At 71.3% G+C, this 24,569-nt stretch carries 24 protein-coding genes and 1 riboswitch; of the genes, 15 read left to right on the forward strand and 9 right to left on the reverse strand.

Annotated elements, in window-relative coordinates; genetic code table 11:
• The first annotated feature begins 65 nt into the window (after nt 1-65).
• Complete coding sequence (locus ACLWS4_RS16340) at nt 66-647, forward strand: CGNR zinc finger domain-containing protein (protein ID WP_049649436.1); 582 nt, start codon at nt 66-68, stop codon at nt 645-647.
• Nucleotides 648-654: 7 nt separating this feature from the next.
• Here ACLWS4_RS16340 and sodX read toward each other — a convergent pair whose 3' ends face one another.
• A complete protein-coding gene (gene sodX, locus ACLWS4_RS16345; protein WP_082345175.1) occupies nt 655-1,017 on the reverse strand; it encodes a nickel-type superoxide dismutase maturation protease in 363 nt (120 codons plus the stop codon).
• Nucleotides 1,018-1,293: 276 nt separating this feature from the next.
• Between sodX and sodN the strand changes: the two genes are divergently transcribed.
• The 8 genes from sodN (at nt 1,294) to ACLWS4_RS16385 (ending at nt 7,715) form a co-directional block, all read left to right on the forward strand.
• Complete coding sequence (gene sodN / locus ACLWS4_RS16350; RefSeq protein WP_049649434.1) at nt 1,294-1,689, forward strand: superoxide dismutase, Ni; 396 nt, start codon at nt 1,294-1,296, stop codon at nt 1,687-1,689.
• Between the two features lie 81 nt (nt 1,690-1,770).
• A riboswitch (cobalamin riboswitch) is annotated at nt 1,771-1,896 on the forward strand.
• Between the two features lie 122 nt (nt 1,897-2,018).
• Nucleotides 2,019-3,098 carry a FecCD family ABC transporter permease gene (locus ACLWS4_RS16355; protein WP_388044514.1) on the forward strand — a complete coding sequence of 360 codons (1,080 nt, stop codon included), beginning with the start codon at nt 2,019-2,021 and terminating at the stop codon, nt 3,096-3,098.
• On the forward strand, nt 3,095-3,898 hold the full coding sequence (locus ACLWS4_RS16360; protein ID WP_234348192.1) for an ABC transporter ATP-binding protein: 804 nt from the start codon (nt 3,095-3,097) through the stop codon (nt 3,896-3,898). The genes ACLWS4_RS16355 and ACLWS4_RS16360 overlap by 4 nt, the downstream gene beginning before the upstream one ends.
• Nucleotides 3,899-3,914: 16 nt before the next feature.
• Nucleotides 3,915-4,907, forward strand: a complete 993-nt coding sequence (locus ACLWS4_RS16365) for an ABC transporter substrate-binding protein (RefSeq protein WP_416874434.1) — start codon at nt 3,915-3,917, stop codon at nt 4,905-4,907.
• A gap of 90 nt (nt 4,908-4,997) precedes the next feature.
• Nucleotides 4,998-5,381, forward strand: a complete 384-nt coding sequence (locus tag ACLWS4_RS16370; RefSeq protein WP_049649431.1) for a nuclear transport factor 2 family protein — start codon at nt 4,998-5,000, stop codon at nt 5,379-5,381.
• A 10-nt stretch (nt 5,382-5,391) separates the two neighbouring features.
• Nucleotides 5,392-5,868, forward strand: coding sequence for a GNAT family N-acetyltransferase (locus tag ACLWS4_RS16375; RefSeq protein WP_416874435.1), 477 nt, complete (start codon nt 5,392-5,394; stop codon nt 5,866-5,868).
• 188 nt (nt 5,869-6,056) lie between these two features.
• Complete coding sequence (locus ACLWS4_RS16380) at nt 6,057-6,467, forward strand: anti-sigma regulatory factor (protein ID WP_049649429.1); 411 nt, start codon at nt 6,057-6,059, stop codon at nt 6,465-6,467.
• Between the two features lie 186 nt (nt 6,468-6,653).
• On the forward strand, nt 6,654-7,715 hold the full coding sequence (locus ACLWS4_RS16385; RefSeq protein WP_416874436.1) for a SigB/SigF/SigG family RNA polymerase sigma factor: 1,062 nt from the start codon (nt 6,654-6,656) through the stop codon (nt 7,713-7,715).
• A 93-nt stretch (nt 7,716-7,808) separates the two neighbouring features.
• Here the strand turns inward: ACLWS4_RS16385 and ACLWS4_RS16390 are convergent, their stop codons facing one another.
• Entirely contained in the window at nt 7,809-8,237 is a 429-nt protein-coding gene (locus tag ACLWS4_RS16390) for a hypothetical protein (protein ID WP_049649428.1), read from the reverse strand.
• A 50-nt stretch (nt 8,238-8,287) separates the two neighbouring features.
• Here ACLWS4_RS16390 and ACLWS4_RS16395 point away from each other — a divergent pair, with 50 nt between their 5' ends.
• Entirely contained in the window at nt 8,288-9,259 is a 972-nt protein-coding gene (locus ACLWS4_RS16395; protein ID WP_074001417.1) for a diacylglycerol/lipid kinase family protein, read from the forward strand.
• 369 nt (nt 9,260-9,628) lie between these two features.
• On the forward strand, nt 9,629-9,880 hold the full coding sequence (locus tag ACLWS4_RS16400; protein ID WP_014138019.1) for a WhiB family transcriptional regulator: 252 nt from the start codon (nt 9,629-9,631) through the stop codon (nt 9,878-9,880).
• Between the two features lie 453 nt (nt 9,881-10,333).
• On the opposite strand, the gene ACLWS4_RS16405 is transcribed toward ACLWS4_RS16400, so the two are convergent.
• From ACLWS4_RS16405 to ACLWS4_RS16435, 7 genes are all read right to left on the reverse strand, one after another.
• The gene (locus ACLWS4_RS16405; RefSeq protein WP_181970676.1) at nt 10,334-11,854 is read right to left on the reverse strand and encodes a sensor histidine kinase; all 1,521 of its coding nucleotides are present in this window, start codon (nt 11,852-11,854) and stop codon (nt 10,334-10,336) included.
• Nucleotides 11,855-12,276: 422 nt separating this feature from the next.
• Entirely contained in the window at nt 12,277-13,335 is a 1,059-nt protein-coding gene (locus ACLWS4_RS16410; protein ID WP_416874437.1) for an SIS domain-containing protein, read from the reverse strand.
• Nucleotides 13,336-13,573: 238 nt separating this feature from the next.
• Complete coding sequence (locus ACLWS4_RS16415; protein WP_259316730.1) at nt 13,574-14,890, reverse strand: extracellular solute-binding protein; 1,317 nt, start codon at nt 14,888-14,890, stop codon at nt 13,574-13,576.
• A gap of 419 nt (nt 14,891-15,309) precedes the next feature.
• The gene (locus ACLWS4_RS16420; RefSeq protein ID WP_049649424.1) at nt 15,310-16,863 is read right to left on the reverse strand and encodes a glycoside hydrolase family 3 protein; all 1,554 of its coding nucleotides are present in this window, start codon (nt 16,861-16,863) and stop codon (nt 15,310-15,312) included.
• A 6-nt stretch (nt 16,864-16,869) separates the two neighbouring features.
• Complete coding sequence (locus tag ACLWS4_RS16425; RefSeq protein WP_049649423.1) at nt 16,870-17,697, reverse strand: carbohydrate ABC transporter permease; 828 nt, start codon at nt 17,695-17,697, stop codon at nt 16,870-16,872.
• Nucleotides 17,694-18,722 (reverse strand): carbohydrate ABC transporter permease, encoded by a 1,029-nt coding sequence (locus tag ACLWS4_RS16430; RefSeq protein WP_049649422.1) that lies wholly within the window; start codon nt 18,720-18,722, stop codon nt 17,694-17,696. The genes ACLWS4_RS16425 and ACLWS4_RS16430 overlap by 4 nt, the downstream gene beginning before the upstream one ends.
• 138 nt (nt 18,723-18,860) lie before the next feature.
• Complete coding sequence (locus ACLWS4_RS16435) at nt 18,861-20,150, reverse strand: extracellular solute-binding protein (RefSeq protein WP_074001414.1); 1,290 nt, start codon at nt 20,148-20,150, stop codon at nt 18,861-18,863.
• A gap of 339 nt (nt 20,151-20,489) precedes the next feature.
• On the opposite strand from ACLWS4_RS16435, the gene ACLWS4_RS16440 reads away from it, so the two are divergent.
• The 4 genes from ACLWS4_RS16440 (at nt 20,490) to ACLWS4_RS16455 (ending at nt 24,535) form a co-directional block, all read left to right on the forward strand.
• Nucleotides 20,490-21,281 carry a GntR family transcriptional regulator gene (locus ACLWS4_RS16440; RefSeq protein WP_049649420.1) on the forward strand — a complete coding sequence of 264 codons (792 nt, stop codon included), beginning with the start codon at nt 20,490-20,492 and terminating at the stop codon, nt 21,279-21,281.
• 350 nt (nt 21,282-21,631) lie between these two features.
• Nucleotides 21,632-21,895 (forward strand): DUF3311 domain-containing protein, encoded by a 264-nt coding sequence (locus ACLWS4_RS16445; protein WP_049649419.1) that lies wholly within the window; start codon nt 21,632-21,634, stop codon nt 21,893-21,895.
• Complete coding sequence (mctP, locus tag ACLWS4_RS16450) at nt 21,892-23,502, forward strand: monocarboxylate uptake permease MctP (protein WP_049649418.1); 1,611 nt, start codon at nt 21,892-21,894, stop codon at nt 23,500-23,502. The genes ACLWS4_RS16445 and mctP overlap by 4 nt, the downstream gene beginning before the upstream one ends.
• A 154-nt stretch (nt 23,503-23,656) precedes the next feature.
• Nucleotides 23,657-24,535: a histidine phosphatase family protein gene (locus ACLWS4_RS16455; RefSeq protein ID WP_416874438.1), complete on the forward strand. Its 879-nt coding sequence runs from the start codon at nt 23,657-23,659 to the stop codon at nt 24,533-24,535.
• Nucleotides 24,536-24,569 lie beyond the last annotated feature (34 nt).

The following is a 24,569-nucleotide window of genomic DNA, read 5'->3' on the forward strand; positions in this document are numbered from 1 at the left end:
TTTGCCCGCCCGGGTAATAGGCTGGAGGCAGTCAGCCCGTTACCGACCCCCCTGGAAGGACCCCTGTGGAGCTCGCCGCCTACGCCGATCTCGCCGTCCGGCTGGTGAACACCGAGGAGCCCGAGCGCGGCACCGACTCGCTGACCTCCGTGGAGGCGGTGCGCGGTCTCTTCTCCGACTCCTCGCGGGCCCGCTCGCTCGCCGACGAGTCCGACGTGCCCCGGCTGCGGGCGGTGCGGACCCGGCTGCGCGGGGTCTTCGAGGCCGCCGCCGGCGGGGACGAGATCCGCGGCGTCGACCTGCTGAACAGCCTGCTGATGGAGTACCCGGTCAGCCCGCTGATCTCCGGGCACGACTACCTGGACGACGCCGGGCGGCCGCGCTGGCACCTGCACCTGGCCGACAACTCCCCCACCGCCACCGCCCACTTCAGCGCGGTCGCCTGCATGGGCCTGGCCGTCCACCTCACCGAGCTGGGCGCCGACCGGCTCGGCATCTGCCAGGCCGCGCCCTGCCGCAACGCCTACCTGGACACCTCGACCAACCGCTCCCGCCGCTACTGCTCGGACCGCTGCGCGACCCGCGCCAACGTGGCCGCCTACCGGGCCCGCAAGCGCCTGGAGGCGGAGGCGGCGGCCCGGGCGTAGCGGCCCGCTAGACCTCCTCGACCCAGGCGCCGAGCCGGCGGGCCAGGCCCGGCACCCGGGCCAGCCGCGGGGTGAGCAGCAGCCGCTCCAGCCGGCGCCCCGGCGCCAGCCAGACCGGGCTCGGGCGCAGCCGCAGCAGCACCCGGCCGAGCACCAGCTCGTCCGGGACGGCGCCGTAGCTGCGGCTGTCGCTGTCCACCGGGCGGTTGTCGGAGAGCAGCCACCAGCCCGTGGCCCGGCGCTCGGCGGCCCGCTTCACCACCAGCAGGTCCTGCTGGAAGGGGTGCCGGAAGACCACCACCGCGCCGGGCCGGATCGGCGCGCCGTAGCGGACCAGCAGCCGGTCGCCCTCGCGCAGGGTCGGGACCATCGACGGCCCCGCCACGTCGACCAGCCCGAACGGCAGCGCGCCGCCCGGGCCGCGCTCCCCCGCCCCGGCGCCCTCCGCTCGCGTGCTCCGCGCCACGACTCCTCCTCCCGCCCCCGCTCGCGCCCCCAGTCTGCCGTACGGACCGCCGTCCGTCCGATGTCCGGATTGCGCCGGTTCCCGGTCCGTCTTTCGCCCTAGGCCCACCGCCCGATCGCGAAACCGGGAGGGCGGAAGGGTAATCTCGGGCGCGGGAAGACGATCTAAGGAAGGACTCCCATGTTCTCTCGTCTGTTTGCACCGCGCGCCACCGTCCACGCCCACTGCGACCTGCCCTGCGGCGTCTACGACCCCGCGCAGGCCAAGCTGGAGGCCGAGTCGGTCAAGGCCACCCAGGAGAAGTACCAGGCCAACGAGGACCCGCACTTCCGCGCCCGCGCCGTCATCATCAAGGAGCAGCGCGCCGAGGCCGTCAAGCACCACATCTCGGTGCTGTGGAGCGACTACTTCAAGGCCCCGCACTTCGAGAAGTACCCGCAGCTGCACCAGCTGATCAACGACACCCTGAAGGCCGCCTCGGCCGCCAAGGCGTCCACGGACCCGGCCACCGGCCAGGCCCTGCTCGACCTGATCGCCCAGGTCGACAAGATCTTCTGGGAGACCAAGCAGGCCTGAGCCTGACGCGTCGCCACCCGACCGCCCCCGTCCGCACCGCCGGACGGGGGCGGTCGTGCGTTCACGTCCGACCCGGCCCGGTAAGGGTTGCCTGCCCTGAGTGGCTGTTATGCTGCCAGGGCGTCCGAGGGGGAAGTCCGGTGCGAATCCGGCGCTGACCCGCAACGGTGAGCACGGCCCGTACCCGCCCGTACGGCCGCGCCAGCCCGATCGCCCTCGGCCGCCGACCTCCCGACAACTCGCCGCGGACTGCGAGGGGAACGGCGCCCCGGCACGCCCCCGGCCCGCGCCCGCCCCGGCGCGCTCCCGGCCCGAGGCAAGGCGCACCCGTGAACCGCGCACCCGTCAACCGTGCAGTCGGCCCGCCCACTCGCCGAATACCCGTCGTCCCGCTCGCCGCCGGACTCGCCGCCGCCCTGCTGCTCTCCCTGGTCTGCGGGGTCGCCCTCGGCTCCTCCGGGCTCGGCCTGCCCCGGGTGCTGCGGCTCCTGGGCGCCGGGCTGACGGGCGGCCGGCTGGACGCGGACGAGGCGGCCGCGTACGCGATCGTCTGGGAGATCCGGCTGCCGCGCACCGTGCTGGCCGCCGTGGTCGGCGCCGGGCTGGCCGCCTGCGGGGTCGCCGTCCAGGCCCTGGTGCGCAACGCGCTGGCGGACCCCTTCGTGCTCGGCATCTCCTCCGGCGCGGCCGTCGGCGCCAACGCCGTGATGCTGTTCGGCGCCTTCGCCTCGCTCGGGGTGTGGGCGATCTCCGCCTCCGCCTTCGGCTCCGCGCTGGCCGCCATGACCCTGGTCTACGTCGCGGCCCGCACCGCGTACGGGCTCACCCCGCTGCGGCTGGTGCTCACCGGCACCGCGCTGTCCTACGGCTTCTCCGCCGCCACCACCCTGATGGTCTTCGCCGCCGACCGCGGCGAGGCCGCCCGGGACGTCATGATGTGGCTGCTCGGCAGCCTCGGCGGCGCCACCTGGGGCAAGGTGCCGATCGCCGCCGTCACCGTGCTGGCCGGGCTCGCCTACCTGGCCTGCACCGCCGGGCGGCTGGACGCGCTCGCGATGGGCGACGAGACCTCCGCCTCGCTCGGTGTGGACCCGGACCGGCTGCGCCGCGAGCTGTTCGTGGTGACCGCCGCCGTCACCGGCACCGTGGTCGCGGTCAGCGGGGCGATCGGCTTCGTCGGGCTGCTGATGCCGCACCTGGCGCGGATGCTGGTCGGCGCCGGGCACCGCCGGGTGCTGGTGGTCGCGCCGCTCGCCGGGGCGCTGCTGCTGGTCTGGGTGGACATCGCCTCGCGCACCCTGCTGGCGCCCGCCGAACTGCCCGTCGGGGTGTTCACCGCGGTGCTCGGCGTGCCCGCCTTCCTGGTGATGATGCGCCGCCGCGGCCAGGCCTTCGGAGGTGCCCGGTGACCGCGACGACCGACCCGACCCCGGTGCACGCCCAGGACCTCGCCGTCGACGGCGTCTCGGTGGAACTGGCCGGCACCCGGCTGGTCCACGAGGTGAGCCTGGCGGCCGCCGCCGGGCAGGTGGTCGGCCTGATCGGCCCCAACGGCAGCGGCAAGTCGACCCTGCTGCGCTGCGTCTACCGGGTGCTGAAGCCGGCCGGCGGCGTGGTCCGGCTGGCCGGCGACGACCTGCACGCCCTCACCGCCCGCGAGAGCGCCCGCCGGGTGGCCGCGCTGACCCAGGAGCACTCCGCCGAGTTCGACTTCACCGTCGCCGAGGTGGTCGCCATGGGCCGGCTGCCGCACCGCCGCGGCTTCGGCGCCCAAGTCGACGGGGACGAGCGGCGCTGCGCCGAGGCGCTGCGCAAGGTCCGGGCCGGGCACCTCGCCGAGCGGGGCTTCCTGAGCCTGTCCGGGGGCGAGAAGCAGCGGGTGCTGTTCGCCCGCGCGCTGGTCCAGGAGCCGCGCCTGCTGGTGCTCGACGAACCCACCAACCACCTCGACATCGCGCACCAGTTGGAGGTGCTGGCGCTCGCCCGCGAGGCCGGTCCGACGGTGCTCACCGCGCTGCACGACCTCAACCTGGCGGCGGGCCACTGCGACCTGCTGTACGTCCTGCGGGACGGCCGGATCGTCGCCTCCGGGCCGCCCGACGAGGTGCTCCGACCCGCCCTGCTGGCCGAGGTGTTCGGCGTCCGGGGCACCCCGGTGCGCCACCCGGAGACCGGCGCCCTCCAGCTGCTCTTCGACCGCCTCCCCTGACCCCCAAGGAACTCCCGTGCGCACCAAGGCCGTTGCCGCCACCGCCCTGCTCGCCCTCGGACTCGTCGGCTGCGGCGCCGAGATCGCCCCGAAGGAGGCCGCCACCGCCTCCGCCCACTACCCCGTGACGGTGGACAACTGCGGGGAGAAGCTCACCTTCGCGCAGAAGCCCGCCCGGGTGGTGACCAACGACGTCAACATCACCGAACTGATGCTCTCGCTCGGCCTCGCCGACCGGATGGCCGGCTACGTGATGCCCGACGACAAGGGGAAGATCGACCAGGTCGCCTGGAAGGACGGCTACCAGCAGACCACGTGGCTCTCCAAGAAGATCCTCACCAAGGAGATCGCGCTGGACGCCATGGCCGACCTGGTCTTCGCTGGCTGGCACTACGGCTTCGACGAGGGCAGCGGCGTCACCCCGCAGGCCTTCAAGGCGCTCGGCGTCGACTCGTACGTGCTCAGCGAGTCCTGCCGCAGCGGCAAGGGCACCGAGCGCGGCGTGATGGACCCGCTGGAGGCGCTCTACACCGACCTGGCCAACCTCGGCGAGATCTTCGACGTCAAGGACCGCTCCGACCAGCTGATCGCGGACTTCAAGGCGCGGATCGCCGCCGTCCCGCCGGCCGAGCGCCACCCGTCCGTCTTCCTGTACGACAGCGGGCAGGACAAGCCGTACACCGCCGGGAAGTTCGCCGCCGCCAACGAGATCATCGCCAAGGCGGGCGGGACCAACATCATGGGCGACCTCGCCGACAGCTGGGTCACGGCCGGCTGGGAGAGCGTGGTGCAGCGCGACCCCGAGGTGATCGTGATCAACGACTACGCGACGCCGAAGGCCGAGGAGAAGCGGAAGTTCCTGATGTCCTTCCCGCCGCTGGCCGACGTCGCCGCGGTCAGGAACGGCCGGATCTTCGTCATGGACTACGTCGACCTGGTGGAGAGCCCGCGCAACCCGGCCGCGATCAGCGCGCTGGCCGCCTACCTGCGCACCGTGCCGGCCTCCTGACCGGCCCGGATCCCGCTCCTCCGGGTCCGGGCGGCCGCGGGCGTACGCTCAAGGTACGAGCCGACGGAACCCGACCGGAGGAGCGAGATCATGACCACCACGACGGCCCCCGCCGCCTTCGACACCCGCGCACTGCGCGAGGGCATCGAGCGCCGCGACGCCGAGGCCCTCCTGGCGCTCTACGCGGAGGACGCCGAACTGCGCATGGTCGACCGCAAGACCCAGCCCAGCCACCCCCTGGTGATGCACGGGCGGGAGGAGATCGGCGCCATGCTGGACGACGTCTACGGCCGCGAGATGACCCACACACTGGAACAGGTGGTCGTCCAGGGCGACCACGTCGCCTTCCTGGAGTCCTGCCGGTACCCGGACGGCGTCCGGGTGCTGATGTCCTCGATGGCCGGTCTGCGGGACGGCCGGATCATCGACCAGACCTCCCTCCAGGCCTGGGACGAGACCGGTCCCGAGCAGTAGGCTCACGGACATGATCCGCACCGCCGTCGCCACCGACGTCCCCGTCGTCCACGCCATGATCCGCGAACTCGCGGAGTACGAGAAGGCCCTGCACGAGGCGAAGGCCACCGAGGAGCAGCTGCACGAGGCCCTGTTCGGCGAGAACCCGGCCCTGTTCGGGCTGATCGCCGAGGACGACGCCACCGGTGAACCGGTCGGCTTCGCGGTCTGGTTCCGCAACTTCTCGACCTGGCGCGGCACCCACGGGATCTACCTGGAGGACCTGTACGTCCGCCCGGAGGCGCGCGGCGGCGGCCACGGCAAGTCGCTGCTGCTGGAACTCGCCCGGATCGCCGTCGAGCGCGGCTACTCCCGGGTCGAGTGGTCGGTCCTGGACTGGAACCAGCCCTCGATCGACTTCTACAAGTCGATCGGCGCGGTGCCGATGGACGAGTGGACGGTGTACCGGCTCTCCGACGGGGCGCTGGCCGCCGCCGGGCAGCGCTGAACGGCTCCCGGGAGTCCGGGGAAAGGGTCTGCCACCCTGCGTCGCAATGCCTTACCATGAGTAACTCCCGAACCGGGGTGCGGAAGGCAGAGCGATGGCGGATCCGCGGCGCCGGGCCCCCTTCGGGGGTAGCAAGCGGTAACAAGCGGGGTACCAAGAAAGCACAGCGCGCCACCCAGGAGGCAAGGGTGTCCCAGATCGACGGCGATCTCGGCGTTCAGGACTTCGTGGAGGTCCGGCTGCCCGCAGCCGGGGCCTACCTCTCCGTCCTGCGAACAGCGACGGCCGGGTTGGCGGCCCGGTTGGACTTCACGCTCGACGAGATCGAGGACCTGCGGATCGCGGTCGACGAGGCCTGCGCCATCCTGCTCCAGCAGGCGGTGCCCGGCTCCGTACTGTCCTGCGAGTTCCGGCTGGTCGGCGACTCGTTGAAGGTCACCGTCTCCGCCCCGACCACCGACGGCAAGGCTCCCGAACGGGACACCTTCGCCTGGACGGTGCTCTCCGCCCTGGCCGGCGAGGTCGACTCCTCGGTCGCCGAGGACAGGACCGTGACGATCAGCCTGCACAAGAAGCGCGGCGGGTCCCCCTCCCACTAGTCGGGCGCCGGACCGCACCGCACGACCGAGCAGCACCGAGCAGCACCCGCGCAAGGGCCGTCCGCCGCTCCCCCGCTCAGGGGACCGACGGACGGCTCCCGGTACCGCCACCCACGCGGTACGACCAACGAGACGATTCCGGGGCCACCGGCCCCGGTGCTCCCGGAACGGAACGGGGGAATGGCCGTGAGTGATCTGGACCGTACCGGCCTCGCGACGGCGGGACCTGCCGTACCGACCCAGGCGAGCGTTCCCGGCCTCGCCGCCAACGACGAAGCGCACCCGAAGGACGCCCAGCGGATGAGCCACCCCACCGAGCCGACGTCCGAGCCGACGCCTGCCTCCGCGCCCCCGCCGGACCCGGTGGACGAGGCGGCCCCGGCCGTCGGGACGGAACCGGCGGTCGAGGCCGACCCCGCGGTCGAGGCCGAGTCGACGGCCGAGGTCGAGCCGCACGTCGCCCTGCCCGCCCAGGGCTCGCACCGCACCGGCGCCCCGGACCGGGAGGCCGCCCGCGCGCTGTTCGTCCGGCTGTCCGCACTGCCCGAGGGCTCCCCGGAGCGGGTCGAGCTGCGCAACCAGCTGGTGCGGATGCACATCCCGCTGGTCGAGCACCTGGCCCGGCGCTTCCGCAACCGGGGCGAGCCGCTGGACGACCTGACCCAGGTCGCCACCATCGGCCTGATCAAGTCGGTGGACCGCTTCGACCACGAGCGCGGGGTCGAGTTCTCCACCTACGCGACGCCGACCATCGTCGGGGAGATCAAGCGGCACTTCCGCGACAAGGGCTGGGCGGTGCGCGTCCCGCGCCGCCTCCAGGAGCTGCGGCTGTCGCTCACCACGGCGACCAGCGAACTCTCCCAGCGGCACGGCCGCTCCCCCACGGTGCACGAGCTGGCCGAGCACCTGGGGATCTCCGAGGAGGACGTCCTGGAGGGCCTGGAGTCCGCCAACGCGTACTCCACGCTGTCCCTGGACGTGCCGGACAGCGACGACGAGTCGCCGGCCGTCGCGGACACCCTGGGCGCGACCGACGAGGCGCTGGAGGGCGTCGAGTACCGCGAGTCGCTCAAGCCGCTGCTGGCCCAACTGCCGCCCCGGGAGCAGAAGATCCTGGTGCTGCGGTTCTTCCGGAACATGACCCAGTCGCAGATCGCCGCCGAGGTGGGGATCTCCCAGATGCACGTGTCCCGGCTGCTCGCCCGGACCTTGGCCCAGCTGCGGGAGAAGCTCCTGGTGGAGGAGTAGGGCTGACGCTCCTTCAGTTCCCCCGGCTTGAGGCTCCCCTTTCAAGCCCCCGGCTTCAAGCCCCGGCTTCAGGCTCCCGGCGGCCCTGTACCCCTAGTCCTCGGACGGGGCGTACAGGGCCGCCGTCGACTTCGGGTTCAGCAGGCAGCCGATGCCCACCAGGCCGAGTGCGCCGACCAGCACGCCGACCGCGATCATCGCGCCGCCGCTCTCGGCCATGTAGTAGCCGACCGGCAGGCAGATCGAGTTGGTCAGCACCGCCGGACTGCGGCCCCAGCGGCGCTCCTTGAGCAGGGCGCGGGCGGCCAGCACCGGCAGCACCCCGAGCAGCACGATGACCGCTCCGCCGAACTCGTTCAGGGCCAGCTGCTTGGACTGGCCGGACAGCGCGGCCACCATGTCCCAGACGCCGACGACGGCCAGCGCGGCGCCCGCCAGGGCCGTGATGGCGGCGCCCAGGGTCAGGGAGGCCGGGCGGCCGGATCCGGCCGAGGGTACGGGTGCGGAGGTTTCTGCGGTCACTCCAGCAGGGTAGCCGCCGGTTGCTCCGTACCGACCCGTAGGCTTTCCCCATGCGCGCTCTCCTGGTCGTGAACCACAAGGCCACCACCACCAGTGGCCGGACCAGGGACGTCCTGATCCACGCCCTGCGCAGCGATCTCAAGCTGGAGGTCGCCGAGACCCGCTACCGGGGCCACGCGCGCGACCTGGCCCGCGAGGCGGCGGAGGACGGCACGGTCGACCTGGTGGTGGCGCTGGGCGGGGACGGCACCGTCAACGAGGTGGTGAACGGGCTGCTGGCGCACGGCCCGGGCGAGAAGGTCCCGCGACTGGCCGTGGTGCCGGGCGGTTCGACCAATGTGTTCGCCCGCGCGCTGGGCCTGCCCAACGACCCGGTGGAGGCCACCGGCGCCCTGCTGGACGCGCTGGAGCACGGCCGGGAGCGGCCGATCGGGCTGGGCAAGGCGATGACCGACGGACTGCCGGACCGCTGGTTCACCTTCACCGCCGGCCTCGGCTTCGACGCCGGGGTGGTCGGGCGGGTCGAGGAGCAGCGCCGGGCCGGGCGCAAGTCCACCCACGCCCTGTACGTCGGCCAGGCCCTGCGGCACTACTTCACCCAGCGTGAGCAGCGCCGTTCCGGCCCCGTCTCCCTGGAGCTGCCGGGCCACGAGCGGGTTCCGGGCCTGGTGCTGTCGATAGTCAGCAACACCTCTCCCTGGACGTTCCTCGGCAACCGTCCGGTCTACCCCTCACCGCTCGCCTCCTTCGACACGGACCTGGACGTCTTCGGCATCACCCGGATGACGGCGTTCGGCACCGCTCGAACGGTCCGTCAGATCCTGCGGTCGTACACGACTTCGAGTGACGGCGCCCCTCCCAGCGGCCCCTCCGGGAAGCACGTCGTCTCCTATCACGACGTCAGACACTTCACCTTGGTTTCGGAGGAACCGGCCCCGTTCCAGGTCGACGGGGACCATCTTGGAGACAGGAGTCGCGTCAGTTTCACAGGCGTACGGCGGGCACTGCGTGTGATTGTGTGACTGGAAGGGGGGTTCCTCCTTCTTCTCGAACGCACAAGCCCCCTTCACTCCATAGAAGTACTGGCTGTGAGCTAGGCGACACCGAAGAATCCAAAATTCCTCCCCGAAGGGGGTTGTATCCGAGCCCGAGGTTTGCGAACCTCTACATGGCGATCGGGACACATCGCAGCGACGGCAACTCCGGAACCACAGGAGCGCCGACCGCGGGGTGTCCCTCGAATCGCCGAATCCCCCCCAGCACAGACCACCCGGGCCCGACGGGCCTTTGGTCTCTTTTGCTGTTGCGGGATTCGTGAAAGCGTTCACATTCACAAGCCATTCGATTATGCCGATCGGGCCACCCCCCGCGGCAGGAGGAGTTGGACGACCATGGACTGGCGCCACCGCGCTGTCTGCCGCGAAGAGGACCCCGAGCTGTTCTTCCCGATCGGGAACACCGGTCCTGCTCTGCTGCAGATCGAGGAAGCCAAGGCCGTGTGCCGCCGCTGTCCGGTGATGGAGCAGTGCCTCCAGTGGGCGCTCGAGACCGGTCAGGACGCCGGCGTCTGGGGCGGCATGAGCGAGGACGAGCGCCGCGCGATGAAGCGCCGTGCAGCCCGCAACCGCGCCCGCACCGCCTGATCACCCGGCGATCACACGCCGTAGTACCAGCAGTGACCGCAGTACCGATCGACACATGATCAAAGGCTTCCCTGCACCTCCTGGTGAAGCCTTCCGCACCAAGGACCTCGCCCAGCCAGGTCCCGCGACACCGGACCCGCCCAAGCACTTGATACTGTTCACTTAGAGCAATATCGTGGAGCTGTGGCGCTCACCGTGTGCAACGCACCGGCGAGGTGTCGCACCACCCAGAGCCCCCGTTCCGGCCGACTCCCCCCGACGGCCGGAACGGGTTGAGAGGCCCTGTCGACCCACCCCCCCCCGGTCGACAGGGCCTCGTTTCTGTTTCCGCGCCCCGTTCCGCACCCCGGCGTGCGGGTGCGCGCACCCGGCGCTTCCGCCGGACGCACGCCCCCTCCACGCACCTGTGCGCATCCCCGCGCAACGGTTCCTCGCTCCCCGCAGACGGGGAACTCAGCGGACGGGGATCTCCAGGATCACCTTCGTACCGCCGTTCGGGCCGGCCACCATGTCGAAGGTGCCGCCCAGCTCGCCGGTGGCCAGCGTCCGGACGATCTGCAGCCCGAGGTTGCCCGCCGTCTTCGGGTCGAAGCCCTCCGGCATGCCCCGGCCGTCGTCCTGCACCGTGATCAGCAGGTACTCCTCCGGCCGGGCGCCGCCGTTCCAGGTGTCCGACCAGCCCTTTCCGGTCGCCGGGGCCCGCCCGCGCAGCGCGCTGACCTCCAGGTTCCCGGAGGCGGTCGGACCGAACGCGTGCTCCAGGGCGTTCTGGAGCAGTTCGGTCAACACCATCGACAGCGGGGTGGCCACCTCGGCGGAGAGGATCCCGAAGCTGCCGGTGCGGCGGGTCGCCACCCGGCCGTCCTGGGTCAGCTCCATCGCCATCGCCAGCACCCGGTCGGCGATCTCGTCGAAGGCCACCTGCTCGTCCAGCGCCTGGGAGAGCGTCTCGTGCACGATCGCGATCGAGCCGACCCGGCGCACCGCCTCGTCCAGCGCGGCCCGGGCGGACTCCGACTCCATCCGGCGGGACTGCAGCCGCAGCAGGGCCGCGACGGTCTGCAGGTTGTTCTTCACCCGGTGGTGGATCTCCCGGATGGTGGCGTCCTTGGTCATCAACTCGCGGTCGCGGCGGCGCAGCTCGGTCACGTCCCGGCAGAGCACCAGCGAACCGGTCAGGGTGCCCTTGGGCTTGAGCGGGATCGCCCGCAGGGTCACCACTCCCCCCTGCGCCTCCACCTCGGTCTGCCGGGGCGCCCAGCCGCTCGCCAGCTTCACCAGCGCCTCGTGGACGGCCGAGCGGGACGGCGGGGCGAGGTCGGCGGTGGCCCGGCCGAGGTGGCTGCCGACCAGGTCGGTGGTGAGGCCGAGGCGGTGGTACGCGGAGAGGGCGTTGGGGCTGGCGTAGGTGACCACGCCGTCCGCGTCCAGCCGGATCAGGCCGTCGCCGACCCGGGGGGCCGCGTCCATGTCGGCCTGCTCGACGCCGGGGAAGGGGAAGGAGCCGGCCGCGATCATCTGGGCCAGGTCGGAGGCGCTCTGGAGGTAGGTGAGCTCCAGCCGGCTGGGGGTGCGGACGGTCAGCAGGTTGGTGTTGCGGGCGATCACGCCCAGCACCTTGCCCTCGCGCCGGACCGGGATCGACTCGACCCGGACCGGGACCTCCTCGCGCCACTCCGGGTCGCCCTCGCGCACGATCCGGCCCTCGTCGAAGGCGGCGTCCAGCAGCGGGCGGCGGCCGCGCGGGACGAGGTGGCCGACCATGTCGTCCTGGTAGGAGGTGGGCCCGGTGTTGGGCCGCATCTGCGCCACCGAGACGTAGCGGATGCCGTCCCAGGTGGGGATCCACAGCACCAGGTCGGCGAAGGAGAGGTCGGAGAGCAGCTGCCACTCCGAGACCAGGTGGTGGAGCCATTCCACATCGGCCCCGGTGAGGGTGGTGTGGCGGCGGACGAGTTCGTTCAGCGAGGGCACATGGCGAGGGTAGCGCCGCCGGTCCGGGCGGGGCGCGCCAGGCCTCCCGCCGGGTCCGGACACCCCCTGAGTTGTTTAGACCAATTTTCCGGGAGGCCTGGACAACCGAGATTGGTCTAGTCCACAATGGAAGGGCACCAAGGAGAGGTCCCCGCGCAACTGCCCTGACCGCGCGCGGCCCCTCCTCGGTCGGACGCCGCAGATCGAGGACCCCGCACAGTTCTCGATCCCATCTGGCGCCCGACGACAGCTCCGGGCTGCGGTGCCGCATGGGTTGAGGGTCCCGTGTCGGCGCCGTGGCCCGTAGTGTTTTCCACCCCCGGAACCATGTCTCCGCCGCTCAACGAGCCGGCCCCGGTCCACAACCCGTGGACCGGGGCCGGCTCGCGTGCGGGACGGGTCGCCGCCGCGCGTGGGACGGGCTACCGCGTCTCGGTGACCTTGGCCAGGGCGCGCGGGGCGTCCGGGTCCTGGCCGCGGGCGATGGTGACCTCGTAGGCCAGCAGCTGGAGCGGCAGGATCTCCAGGATCGGCTGCACCTCCTCGGGCACGCCGGCCGGCAGCGCGAAGCCGGCCGAGGCGGCGTCCACCTGCGCCTGCTGGCCGACCACCACCAGGTCCGCGCCGCGCCCGCGCAGCCGGTCCAGCACCGGCTGGAGGGCCTCGCCGCCCTTGCCGTCCGGGACGATCGCGATGACCGGCGAGACGTTGTCCACCATCGCCAGCGGGCCGTGCAGCAGGTCGGCGCCGGAGAACGGGGTGGCCGGGATGTAGGTGGTCTCCATCAGCTTGAGCGCCGCCTCGCGGGCGGTCGGGTAGCCGTAGCCGCGCGAGGTGATCACCAGGCGCTGGGCGAAGCGGTAGCGCTCCGCCAGCGCCTTCACCTCGGCCCGGCGGGACAGCACCCCGGCGGCCAGGCTCGGCAGCTCCTTGGCGGCCGCGCCGTCGCCCCTGCGCAGGCCCTCGACCAGCAGGTAGAGCGCCAGCAGCTCGGCGGTGTACGTCTTGGTGGCCGGCAGCGCCTTCTCCGGGCCGGCCAGCACGTCGATGTGGAACTCGGAGACCTCGGCGAGCGGCGAGGCGGCGTTGTTGGTCACCGCGAGCGTGACGGCCCCGGCCTCGCGGGCGGCCTTGGTGGAGGCCACCAGGTCGGGCGAGCCGCCGGACTGGCTGACGGTGACGACCAGCACGTCGGTGAGGTCCGGCTTGGCGCCGTACGCGGTGGTGGTGGACATCGAGGTCAGGCCGGCCGGCTTTCCGAGCAGGATCTCGATCAGGTACTTGGCGTACAGCGCGGCGTTGTCGGACGTGCCGCGCGCGGTGAGCAGGACGAAGCGCGGGCGGCGGGCGGCGATCTGTGCGGCGACCTCGCGGATCTTCGGGGCACCCTCGTCGAGGATGCGCTGGAGGACGGCCGGCTGCTCGGCCATCTCCGCCGCCATGATCCGGCCGGGGACGGGAACGGTCTGCGGGTCGGACATCTGGGTCTGCCTCCGGTGAGACGGTTCGACCCCGCTCGGGCGGCTGCCCGGCGGGGACCTCCAGGCGGCGAGTCCGCACACTCGCTGCGGTCCTTCGTCCCACGATCCTACGGGCGCTCCCGCCGCCGGGCACCTCCGTCCGCACACCCGCGCGCCCCGCGCGCACGCCCACCCGCGCGCCCCTCCGGACGCCCTTCCGACGACGGGACGGGCGTCCGGAGACGGGCGCGACTCGAGGTCAGGACGCCTTGTTGATCAGCTGGTCGATCGCGGCGTCGGCCTCCTTGGTGGCCTGGTCCACCGACTTGCCCTTGAGGATCGAGGTCAGCATGTCCGGGATGATCTTCTGCTTCTCGACCGCGCCCCAGCCGGGGGCCAGCGGGGTGAACCAGGCGTCCGGGACGGCGTTGGCCGCGGCGGCGGTGCTCGGCTTGCTCTTCAGCGGGTTCAGCTGGGTCAGGTTGTTCGGCAGGATGTCCTTGTCGGCCAGCGCCTGCTCGGACTTGGTGCTGGTGAACATCCGGATCCAGTCGGTGGCCAGCGCCACCTGCTGGGACTTGGCGGTGACGGCGAGGTCGGAGCCGCCGATGAAGGTCGGCAGCGGCTTGCCGTCCGGGCCGGGCATGGTGGCCACCTTGACGGCGTCCTTGAGGCTCGGGTCGCCGGTGACCGGCGCGGTGACGCTGGCCGCCTCGTAGCCGTTGCCGTAGAAGGACGCGGCGTGCCCGCGGGCCATCGACTCGAACTGGTTCTGCTCGTTCACCGCCAGGTCGCCCTTGTTGTACTTGCGCACCAGGTCGACGAAGTGGCTGATGCCCTGCTGGGACTTGGGGTCGTGCAGGGTGCCGTGCCAGTTGCCGGAGCCGTCGAACTTGGCGATGCCGCCGCCGTACGCGGCCACGTAGCTCATCGCGGCGTACCAGTACGGGCCGGGCAGGTAGAGCGGGGAGAAGGTCTTGTCGGCCTTGTTCCGGTCCGCGACCTTGTCCAGCGCGGCCAGCAGCTCCGCCTCGGTCTTCGGGAAGTCGGCGCTGCCGGTGGCCTGCTGGAAGGCGGTGGAGTTGTAGATGGCGACCCGGGAGCCGGCGTAGTAGGGCACGCACCAGAGCTTGTCCTGGTACGTACAGGTGTTGGCGAGCGCCTTGATCCAGCTGTCGGAGTTGTCGAAGGTGCCGCGGTCCACCGGGGCCAGCGCGCCGGAGAGCACGTACTTCATGGTCTCGGTGTTGCCCAGCTCGACCACGTCGGGGGCGCTGCCGTCGGCGATGGCCTTGTCGAGCTTGGCCAGCTTGTCGGCCCAACCCTGGTAGGCGAGCTTGAGGGTGACGTTCGGGTACTTCGCCGCGAACTCGTCGTTGACCCGCTGGACCAGGTCCGGCCAGTTCTTCTGGGCGTCGTCCATCAGCCAGACGGTGACGGTGCCACCGGCGGCCTTCGGGTCCGCGGAACCGGCCGCGCCGGCGTCGCCCGAGGGCTTCGCCGTCGAGGAACAGGCCGTCAGACCGACCGCCAGTGCCAGGGTCCCGAGCGTCGAGATGAGCTGACGCTTCTTCACGCCATCCTCCGAGGGGTGTAGAGCCGTTGTGCCCGCCGGCAGCGTGATTGGCGCCCGTGGCGGAGAGTCCGGACAGGGGGCGGCGAAGAGCTTGGGGGAGGGCCGATACCACATCCGGCGAGGTTGAATCTCGAACCGGATGACTGGACTCTGGCCTAGACCATAGGTGGTGTCAACGACCAAAAGCCTTCGTCGGGGCGGCCGTTGCAGAGCCGTTGTACCGCGTGGCCGCCAGTCGTCGTTCCGTCACCCTAAGTGGGCCTTAAGGTGGATTTAAGGCCTGCTTGAGGGAACACGGTCACTCGGTGGTCTCCCGGGTCGACGGCGGGGAAACAGAACGGGCCCGCCATGCGACATGCGCATGACGGGCCCGTTCACCGACGCCACCGGACAGCGCCGGTGACGTCGCGTCGATCGTGTCAGCCGACCGCTCCCGGCTGCCCGGTGAGGACCTCCACGGCCGCCAGTCCGCAGACCCGGGCGGCGCCGTGGGTGGCGATGTACAGCGCGCCGACCGGCTCCGACTGGGGCAGGCCCATCTCGACCACGGCGGCGTCCGGCCGGGCCGCCACCAGGCGGCGCAGCGCGGCGGACATCCACGCGTGCCGGTGCGCGTCCCGGACCACCAGCACCAGGCGGCGGCCCTCGGCGCCGGCCAGCAGCTCGCCGACCAGGGCGTCCAGCAGCTCCGGCGCGGCCTCGGCCGCCGACACCGCGCGGGTGCGGGTGCCGGGGAAGCGGTCCGCCAGCATGCCGGCCACGCCCCACGGGGTGACGTCGCCGACCGCGATGTTCGGCTCGTCCGAGAACGAGGCCACGTACGGGCGCTCGCTCACCGGCGGCACCACCTGGCCCGGCGCCCGGACCACCTTGAGCGCCCGGCGCGCGGCCCGCAGACCGACCGCCAGGTCCGGCTCGACCCGCTCGCCCTGGGCCGCGATCCGGCCCCAGCTGCCCAGCGCCCGGACCCGCTCGGCGGCGTCCGCCAGCCGCTCCTCGGCGAGCAGGCCGGAGCGCACGCCCGCCACGATGGCGTCGCGCAGCATCAGCACGGTCTCCTCGTCGGCCAGCCCGCCGCCGACGCAGATCGCGTCCGCGCCGGCCGCCAGGGCCAGCACGGTGCCCTCGCCCATCCCGAAGGTGTCGGCGATGGCGCCCATCTCGATCGCGTCGCTGACGATCAGGCCCTGGTAGCCGAGGCCGCCGTCGGCCGGGGCCGCGCGCAGCAGGTCGCGCAGCACGGTCGGGCTCAGGGTGGCCGGCAGCTTCGGGTCCAGCGCCGGGATCATGATGTGGGCGGTCATCACGGCCTTGGTGCCGGCCGCGATCGCCGCCTGGAACGGGATCAGGTCGCGGGCCCGCAGCACGTCCAGGTCGACGTCGATGACCGGCAGGCCGTGGTGCGAGTCCACCGCGGTGTCGCCGTGGCCGGGGAAGTGCTTGGAGCAGGCGGCCACGCCGGCCGACTGCAGGCCCTCCACCCAGGCGGCGGTGTGCCGGGCGCACAGCTCGGGGTCGGCGCCGAAGGAGCGGACGCCGATGACCGGGTTGCGCGGGTTGGAGTTGACGTCCGCGGTGGGCGCCCAGTTGTAGTTGACGCCGGCCGCGGCCAGCGCCCGGCCCAGCTCGCGGGCGACGTCCCGGGTCAGCGCCGGGTCGTCGATCGCGCCGAGCGCGAGGTTGCCCGGCCAGGACGAGCCGGAGCCCGCCTCCAGCCGGGTGACGTCGCCGCTCTCCTCGTCGATGGCGATCAGGAGGTCGGGGTTCTCGGCGCGCAGCGCCCGGGTGAGCGCGGACAGCTGGTCGAGGTCGACCACGTTGCGGTCGAACAGCGCGACCGAGCCGAGGCCCGCGGCGAGGTGGCGGCGCAGCCACTCCGGCGGCTCGGTGCCGACGAAGCCGGGCTGGAGGACGGTCAGGGCGTCGCGGTGCAGCTGGTCGCTGTCCGGCACGGTGGGAACGAGGATGCTCACGTGGACTCAGCCCTTCACGGCGCCGTCGGTCAGACCGCCGACCGCCTTGCGCTGGAGGAAGACGAACAGGATCAGCACGGGGATGGCGAACATCGTGGACGCGGCCATGGTGGCGCCCCAGTCGTTGCCGAAGGCGGTCTTGAAGGACGACAGCCACAGCGGCAGCGTCTTGCCCTGGTCCTTGTTGAGGATCAGGACGAGCGGGAACTCATTCCACGCCGTGATGAAACCGAACAGCGAGGTCGACATCAGGCCCGGGGCCAGCAGCGGGAAGATCACCTTCACGAAGGCCTGGGAGCGGGTGCAGCCGTCCACCATGGCCGACTCCTCCAGCTCCTTCGGCACCGCGGCGATGAAGCTGCGCAGCGTCCAGATGGTGAAGGGCAGGACCATCATCATGTAGAAGAGGGTCAGCGGCACCAGGCTGTTCAGCATGTCGTTGTCGCGGGAGATGATGTAGACCGCGATGGTCATGACCTCCCAGGGCGCCATCTGGGCCATCATGATGACCAGCACGAAGGCCTTGCGGCCGCGGAACCTCATCCGGGCGATGGCGAAGGACGCCAGGGTGGCGATCACCAGTGACCCGAGCACCGCGCCGACGGTGACGACGACGCTGTTGAGGACGTACGTCCAGAAGTTCGGCGCGTTGACCGCGGTGGTGAAGTGCTCGAAGGTCGCGTCGAGCGGGATGAACACCGGCGTCGGGCTGATGATGTCGCTGTTCTGCTTGAACGCGGTCGCGAACATCCAGTAGACGGGGAACACGAAGAAGACGGCGAGGACGGCCGCGATCACGTTCAGCCAGGTACGTCCGAAGAGAGAGCGCCTCACAGCTCGTCCTCCTGCTTGATCATGATGCGGAAGTAGTACGCCATCAGCACGCCCAGCATCAGGATGGTGAGCACCGCGATCGCGGAGCCGACGCCGTAGTGCTGGCCGGCCGAACCCTCCAGGAAGGCGTGCACCGGCAGGGTCCGGGTCAGCTTCTCCGGTCCACCGGCGTTGACCGCGTAGACCTGGGTGAACGCCTTGAACACCCAGATGACCTCGAGGAAGGTCGTGGCCAGGAAGAACGGCTTCAGGTTGGGGAAGATCACCGCGGTGAAGATCTTGCGCGCGCCGGCGCCGTCCATCCGGGCCGCCTCGTAGAGCTCCTTCGGGATGGTGGTCAGGCCGGCGTACATGTTGAACGCCACGAACGGGATCGACATCCAGACGATCAGCAGGATGATCACGAAGAACGTCGAGTACTGGTTGCTGAGCCAGTTGTAGCCGTGCATCGACTGCCAGCCGAGCTGCTCCAGGATCCAGTTGACGACGCCCCACTGGGAGTCGAACAGCCAGGTGTAGACGGTGGTCGCGGCGACCACCGGCATGGCCCAGGCCAGCAGCAGCGCGACCTGGAGCACCAGCCGCATCTTCTTGCCGAGCTGGTTCAGCAGCAGGCCGATCAGGGTGCCGCCGACCATGATCAGCACCACGTTGACCAGGGTGAAGACGATGGTCCGGCCGGTGACCGACCAGAACTCCGGGTCGGTCAGCTGCTCCTTGTAGTTGTCGAAGCCCGTCCACTCGGTCAGGTGCAGGACCAGCTGGCGCCTGTTGAGGTTCTGGAACGACAGCAGGACCGTCTTGAGCAGCGGCCAGCCCAGCAGGGCCAGGGTCGCCACGGTGGCCGGCAGCAGCAGCAGGTACGGCGCGAGGCGTGAGCCCAGGCTGGGGCCGCCCGCGGATCTGGCGCCCTTCGGCGCGGTGCCCTTCGAGCCGCCGCCCGAGGCGCTCGTCTCTTGACCGGCCACAGCGGCCTTCCCTGGGTCCGGGGACTGTGTCTGCACCCGCTCCGAATGCACAGCCATCGTTCTCACTTCCTCACAACCTGGCCACGACGGACAGGCGCCGCCCACCGGCCCCCCGCCGGGGGCCGGTGAACGACGCTGCTGGGACCCGCCTCCGGACTCCCGCCTGCGGGAGGGCCGAGGACGGGTCCCGGGTGCTTACTGCTTCTGGTTGAGCTTCTTGGCGATCTCGTCGTCGTACTTCTTGGCCGTGGAGGCGAAGTCGCCGCCCTGGAGGACAGCGGTCAGGAACTCCTTGACCGGGTTCGGGTTGTCCTCGACGCTGGACCAGTTCGGGGTGTTCGGGGTGATCGCGCCGACGGTGGCGCCCTGCTGGGCGGCCTTGGCGAAGTCGCCCTGGATGTTGGCGTTCAGCGCGGGCTTGTTCGTGGTGATGCCGGCGGCGGCGAACAGACCCTCGTTCTTGTCGTTGAGGGCGATCTTCAGGTAGTCCTTGGCCATGTCGGTGTTCTTGCTCTGCGAGGCGATCGCGAGGTTCGAACCACCGAGGAACACGCCGGTGGGCTTGTCGGCGGTCTTGCCGGGGAGCGCGAAGTAGCCGATCTTGTCCTTCGGCATGGCCTTCTCGTCCGGCAGCTCCCAGCCGAGGCCGATCATGGCGCCGACGTTGCCCTGGGCGAAGACGTCCTTCTGCTGCGGGGTGGCCTCGTCCTTGTCCTTCGGACCGGTGGCCGAGTAGCCCTGGAGCTTCTTGTAGGTCTCGAAGGCCTTCTGGCTCTCGGGCGAGCCCAGGCCGCCGACCCACTTGTCGCCGTCCTTCTTGGCGATCTTGCCACCCTCGCTGGTGAGCAGACCGAAGTAGACGTACCACTCCTGGCCGGGCATGTAGATCGGGTCGACGACGCCCTCGGTGGTCTTCAGCTTCTCCAGGTCGCTGTAGAACTCCTCCAGGGTCTTCGGCGTGTCGGTCAGGCCGGCCTTGGCCCACAGGTCCTTGTTGTAGGCGACCACGCGGTTGGTGACGTACCACGGGGCGGCGTACTGCTTGCCGTCCAGGACGGCGGACTCGTTCTGGTTGGCGGGCCAGGCGTCGCCGCCCAGGGCGGCCTTCTCCTTGGTGAGGTCGAGCAGACCGCCCGAGGAGGCGTAGCCGGCGGTCTGGGTGTTGCCGACCTCCAGGACGTCGACCGAGCCCTCCGACAGCGCGGCGGTGATCTTGGCGCCGATGCCGCCCCACTCCTGGGTCGCGTACTCGACCTTCGAGCCCGGGTAGGTGGTCTCGAACTCGGTCTTGACCGCGTCGGTCCAGCCCTTCGGGGCGGAGCCGGTCATGGTCCAGACCTTGAGCGTCTTGCCCTTGTACTTGTCCGCCGCGGAGGCGGAGGACGACCCCGAGTCGCCCTCGCTCTTCTTGCCGTCCGAGCCGCAAGCCGCCAGGCCGACGACCATTGCTGCGACGCCGACCGCCGCGATGAGCTGACGCTTCATTACGCCATCCTCCTGAGGGATGCCTGGGTTACCCCCGTCGGGCGGCAGCGGCAGACCCACACAAAGCGGGGGAAAGGTGCCGCGGACCCCTTCGAACGGGTGGGGGGATTCATAGCTACCGGCCTAGTGGTGTAGACCAGCTGCCTGGAGCTTGGCCTAGACCAATGGGCCTGTCAACGGCTGTTCGACCGATCTCGACCACCCGTTATCAAGCCGACACCGCACATCGTTCATCGCGTGATGAGGTATTCGTTCCGTAGCCATACATGCAACGATGTGAGCCGTTAACGATGTGGCGGGGTCGCCGTAGGCCTCGCGAGAAGCGGGAGAACAGGTCCGATGAGCAGCGACGGGGGATCCACCGCCCAGGTCAACGACCCCGAGGTGAACAGCCTCCCGACGCAGGCCGGCACCGACCCGACCGCGCGCGTCCCCAAGTACTACGGCCTGAAGCGGCACCTGCTGCAGCTCACCGAGACCCAGCCCGCCGGCACCCCGGTGCCGCCCGAGCGGGCGCTCGCCGCCCAGTTCGACACCTCCCGCACCACCGTGCGCCAGGCCCTCCAGGAGCTGGTCGTCGAGGGCCGGCTGGAGCGCATCCAGGGCAAGGGCACCTTCGTCGCCAAGCCCAAGGTCGCCCAGGCCCTCCAGCTGACCTCCTACACCGAGGACATGCGGGCCCAGGGCCTGGAGCCCGCCTCCCGGCTGATCGAGATCGGCTACATCACCGCCGACGACCGGCTCGCCCCGCTGCTCGACATCAAGCCCGGCGGCCGGGTGCTGCGGATCGAGCGCCTGCGACTCGCCAACGGCGACCCGATGGCCATCGAGGTCGCCCACCTCTCCGCCAAGCGCTTCCCGGCCCTGCGCCGCAACCTGGCCAAGCACACCTCCCTCTACGCGGCGCTGCGCGAGGTGTACGGGGTCACCGTGGCCGAGGCCGAGGAGACCATCGAGACCACCCTGGCCAACCCGCGCGAGGCCGGCCTGCTCGGCTCCGACCTCGGCCTGCCGATGCTCCAGCTCTCCCGGCACTCCTTCGACAACGACGGGGCCCCGGTCGAGTGGGTGCGCTCCATCTACCGCGGCGACCGCTACAAGTTCATCACCCGACTGAAGCGTCCGGAGTAGCCGCACTCCCCCACCGCATCCCGGGCACCGGCGCGCGCGACCCGCGCGCCGGTGCCCTTCGCGTTCCGCGGCGGCTTCTCCCGCGGCCCCCGGCGGTGGTGGCTTTTGCGCCCCCCGGCGGCGGACTCCGGCCGGTTGCGTCCGGCTGGTGGGAAGTTCGGTCAATCCCGGTGACATGGATCACCCCATGCTCTAGATTGCGCAGCCGTACTGACCTGACTGCCGATCACCGATGGTGCTGCTCGGCGGGCCCGTGCGGCGCTCGGCGCCGAGGGGCTGCGGCGCCGACGGGGAACCCCTCCGGAGCGGAGCCGAAGATGCCCTCTGATCCTCCCAGCGTCGAAGATGTCATGCCCGAGCCAGCCGGGAGGCCCGTCCCGGCCGTGACGCCCGAGCGGGTGCTGGCCGGCCTCGCCCTGCTCGTGCCGATCGTCGCGACGCTCTGGGTGTCCTCGTACGACAAGAGCGACCCGGCGGTGGCCGGGGTGCCGTTCTTCTACTGGTACCAGCTGCTCTGGGTGCCGGTGTCGGCCGTGTTCACGGTCGCCGCCTACCTGCTGATCACCCGGGACGAGAAGGCCCGCAAGGCGGCCCGGAAGGGCGGTGCGCGATGAAGGACGTCAACGTGCCGGCCCTCGTGGTCTTCGTGCTGTTCTTCGCCCTCGTCACCGTGATGGGCTTCCTCGCCTCGCGCTGGCGCCGCGCGGACAACGCCGCGCACCTGGACGAGTGGGGCCTGGGCGGCCGCAGCTTCGGGACCTGGGTGACCTGGTTCCTGCTCGGCGGCGACCTCTACACCGCGTACACCTTCGTCGCCGTCCCGGCCGCGGTGTACGCGACCGGCGCGGCGGGCTTCTTCGCGGTGCCGTACACGATCATCGCCTACCCGCTGGTCTTCCTCTTCCTGCCCCGGCTCTGGTCGGTCTCCCGGGTGCACGGCTACGTGACCCCGGCCGACTTCGTGCGCGGCCGGTACGGCTCGCGGCCGCTGTCGCTGGTGGTCGCGCTCACCGGCATCCTGGCCACCATGCCGTACATCGCCCTGCAGCTCGTCGGCATCCAGGCCGTGCTGGACGTGCTGGGGGTCGGCGGCGGGGAGAACGCCAACTGGTTCGTCAAGGACCTGCCGCTGTTCATCGCCTTCGGCGTGCTGGCCGCCTACACCTACTCCTCCGGCCTGCGCGCCCCGGCGCTGATCGCCTTCGTCAAGGACGCCCTGGTCTACATCGTGATCATCGTCGCGGTGATCTACATCCCGATCCGGCTCGGCGGCTACGGGCACATCTTCGACTCGGCCGCGCAGCACTTCAAGGAGGTCAAGGGCGGCTCGCTGACCATCCCCGAGAACAAGCAGTGGACGTACGCCACGCTCGCCCTCGGCTCAGCGATGGCGCTGTTCATGTACCCCCACTCGGTGACCGGCGTATTGGCCTCCAAGTCCCGCAAGACCGTGCGCCGCAACATGGCGATCATGCCCGCCTACTCGCTGATGCTGGGCCTGCTGGCGCTGCTCGGCTTCATGGCGCTCGCGGCGGGCGTCGGCAAGGGCGTCAAGGGCTACAACGCCCAGCTGTCGGTGCCCCAGCTGTTCGCGGACATGTTCCCGGACTGGTTCACCGGCGTGGCCTTCGCCGCGATCGGCATCGGCGCGCTGGTGCCGGCCGCCATCATGTCCATCGCGGCGGCCAACCTGTTCACCCGCAACGTCTACAAGGAGTGGCTCAAGCCCGCCGCCACCCCCGCCGACGAGACCCGGATCGCCAAGCTGGTCTCGCTGCTGGTGAAGGTCGGCGCGCTGGTCTTCGTGCTCGGCATGGACAAGCAGGCCGCGATCAACCTCCAGCTGCTGGGCGGCCTGTGGATCCTGCAGACCTTCGTGGCGATCGTCGGCGGCCTGTTCACCCGCTGGTTCCACCACTGGGCGCTGTTCGCCGGCTGGGCGGCCGGCATGGTGTACGGCACCTGGAAGGCGTACGGGATCGCCAGCCCGGCCACCAAGCACTTCGGCGGCAACGCGGCCGAGATCCCCGGCATCGGCGAGATCGGCTACATCGGTGTCACCGCCTTCGCCCTCAACCTGGTCGTCGCGGTGGCGCTCACCCTGGTGCTGCGGGCGGTCAAGGCGCCGGACGGCCCGGACGAGACCAGGCCGTCCGACTACAGCGCCGAAGCCGGCGACGACGAGCTGAAGAACGCGCCGGAGCCTGTAGCGGCGCACTGATTCGCGCGGTACGCGCCCTGTGATCGCGCCGCCTTCTCCGTGAACACTGGAGAAGGCGGCGCGATCATATGTATGAACAGGCGTGCACGCCGGGCACCACCAGACCGGACCGGCATCCGGCCGGGACCTGATCGACCACGGGGAGCTCGCGGCCATGGCAGAACTCGGCACCACCCTCAACGGCCAGCACCAGTCCACGCAGGGCCAGCACCACCACGTCACCGCGCAGGGCCAGCACGGCACCACCCAGGGTCAGCACACCGCCGGCCACGGGCCGCACACCACCGGCCAGGGCCAGCACGGCACCGCCCACCGCCCGTCGGCGGCCGGCCGGCTGCCGTCCGTGCTGATCGCCACCCGGCACGGGGAGTCCACCGCCAACGTCGAGTTCCAGCTGGCCGAGGCCGCCGGAGCGCTCAGCGTCCCGATCAGCTGCCGCGACGCCGACATCCCGCTGTCGCTGCAGGGCCGGCAGCAGGCCCAGGCGCTCGGCCACTGGTGGGCCGGCCTGCCCAGCGCCGACCGCCCGCGCAGCGTCTGGTGCTCGCCGTACGTGCGCACCGCCGAGACCGCCCGGATCGCGCTCGCCCAGGCCGCCGGGCTCGGCTCCGTCCCGGTCACCCTCGCCGTCCGGTACGACGAGCGGCTGCGCGACCGCGAGCTCGGCGTCCTGGAGATGCTGCCGAAGGCCGCGATCGAGGCCAAGCACCCGGAGGAGGCGGCCCGGCGGCGCAAGATGGGCGAGCTGTACTACCGCCCGCCGGGCGGCGAGTCCTGGGCCGACGTCGCCCTGCGGGTGCGCAGCCTGCTGCGGGACCTCTGCGAGGAGGAGGCCGGACGGCCCGTCCTGCTGGTCGCGCACGACTGCACGGTGCTGATGCTCCGCTACGCGCTGGACCGGCTCACCGAGGACCAGCTCACCGCGCTCGGGCCGGTGCACAACTGCTCCACCAGCCTCTGGCGGGCCCAGGACGGGCGGCTGCGGCCGGACGGCTGGAACGGCATCGGGCACCTGACGGCCGGGGCTGACTGACGGCCGGCGGAACCTGCTGGCGCGAGCCTGCGGC

Source organism: Kitasatospora sp. SC0581 (genome assembly GCF_048159585.1).
GTDB lineage: Bacteria > Actinomycetota > Actinomycetes > Streptomycetales > Streptomycetaceae > Kitasatospora.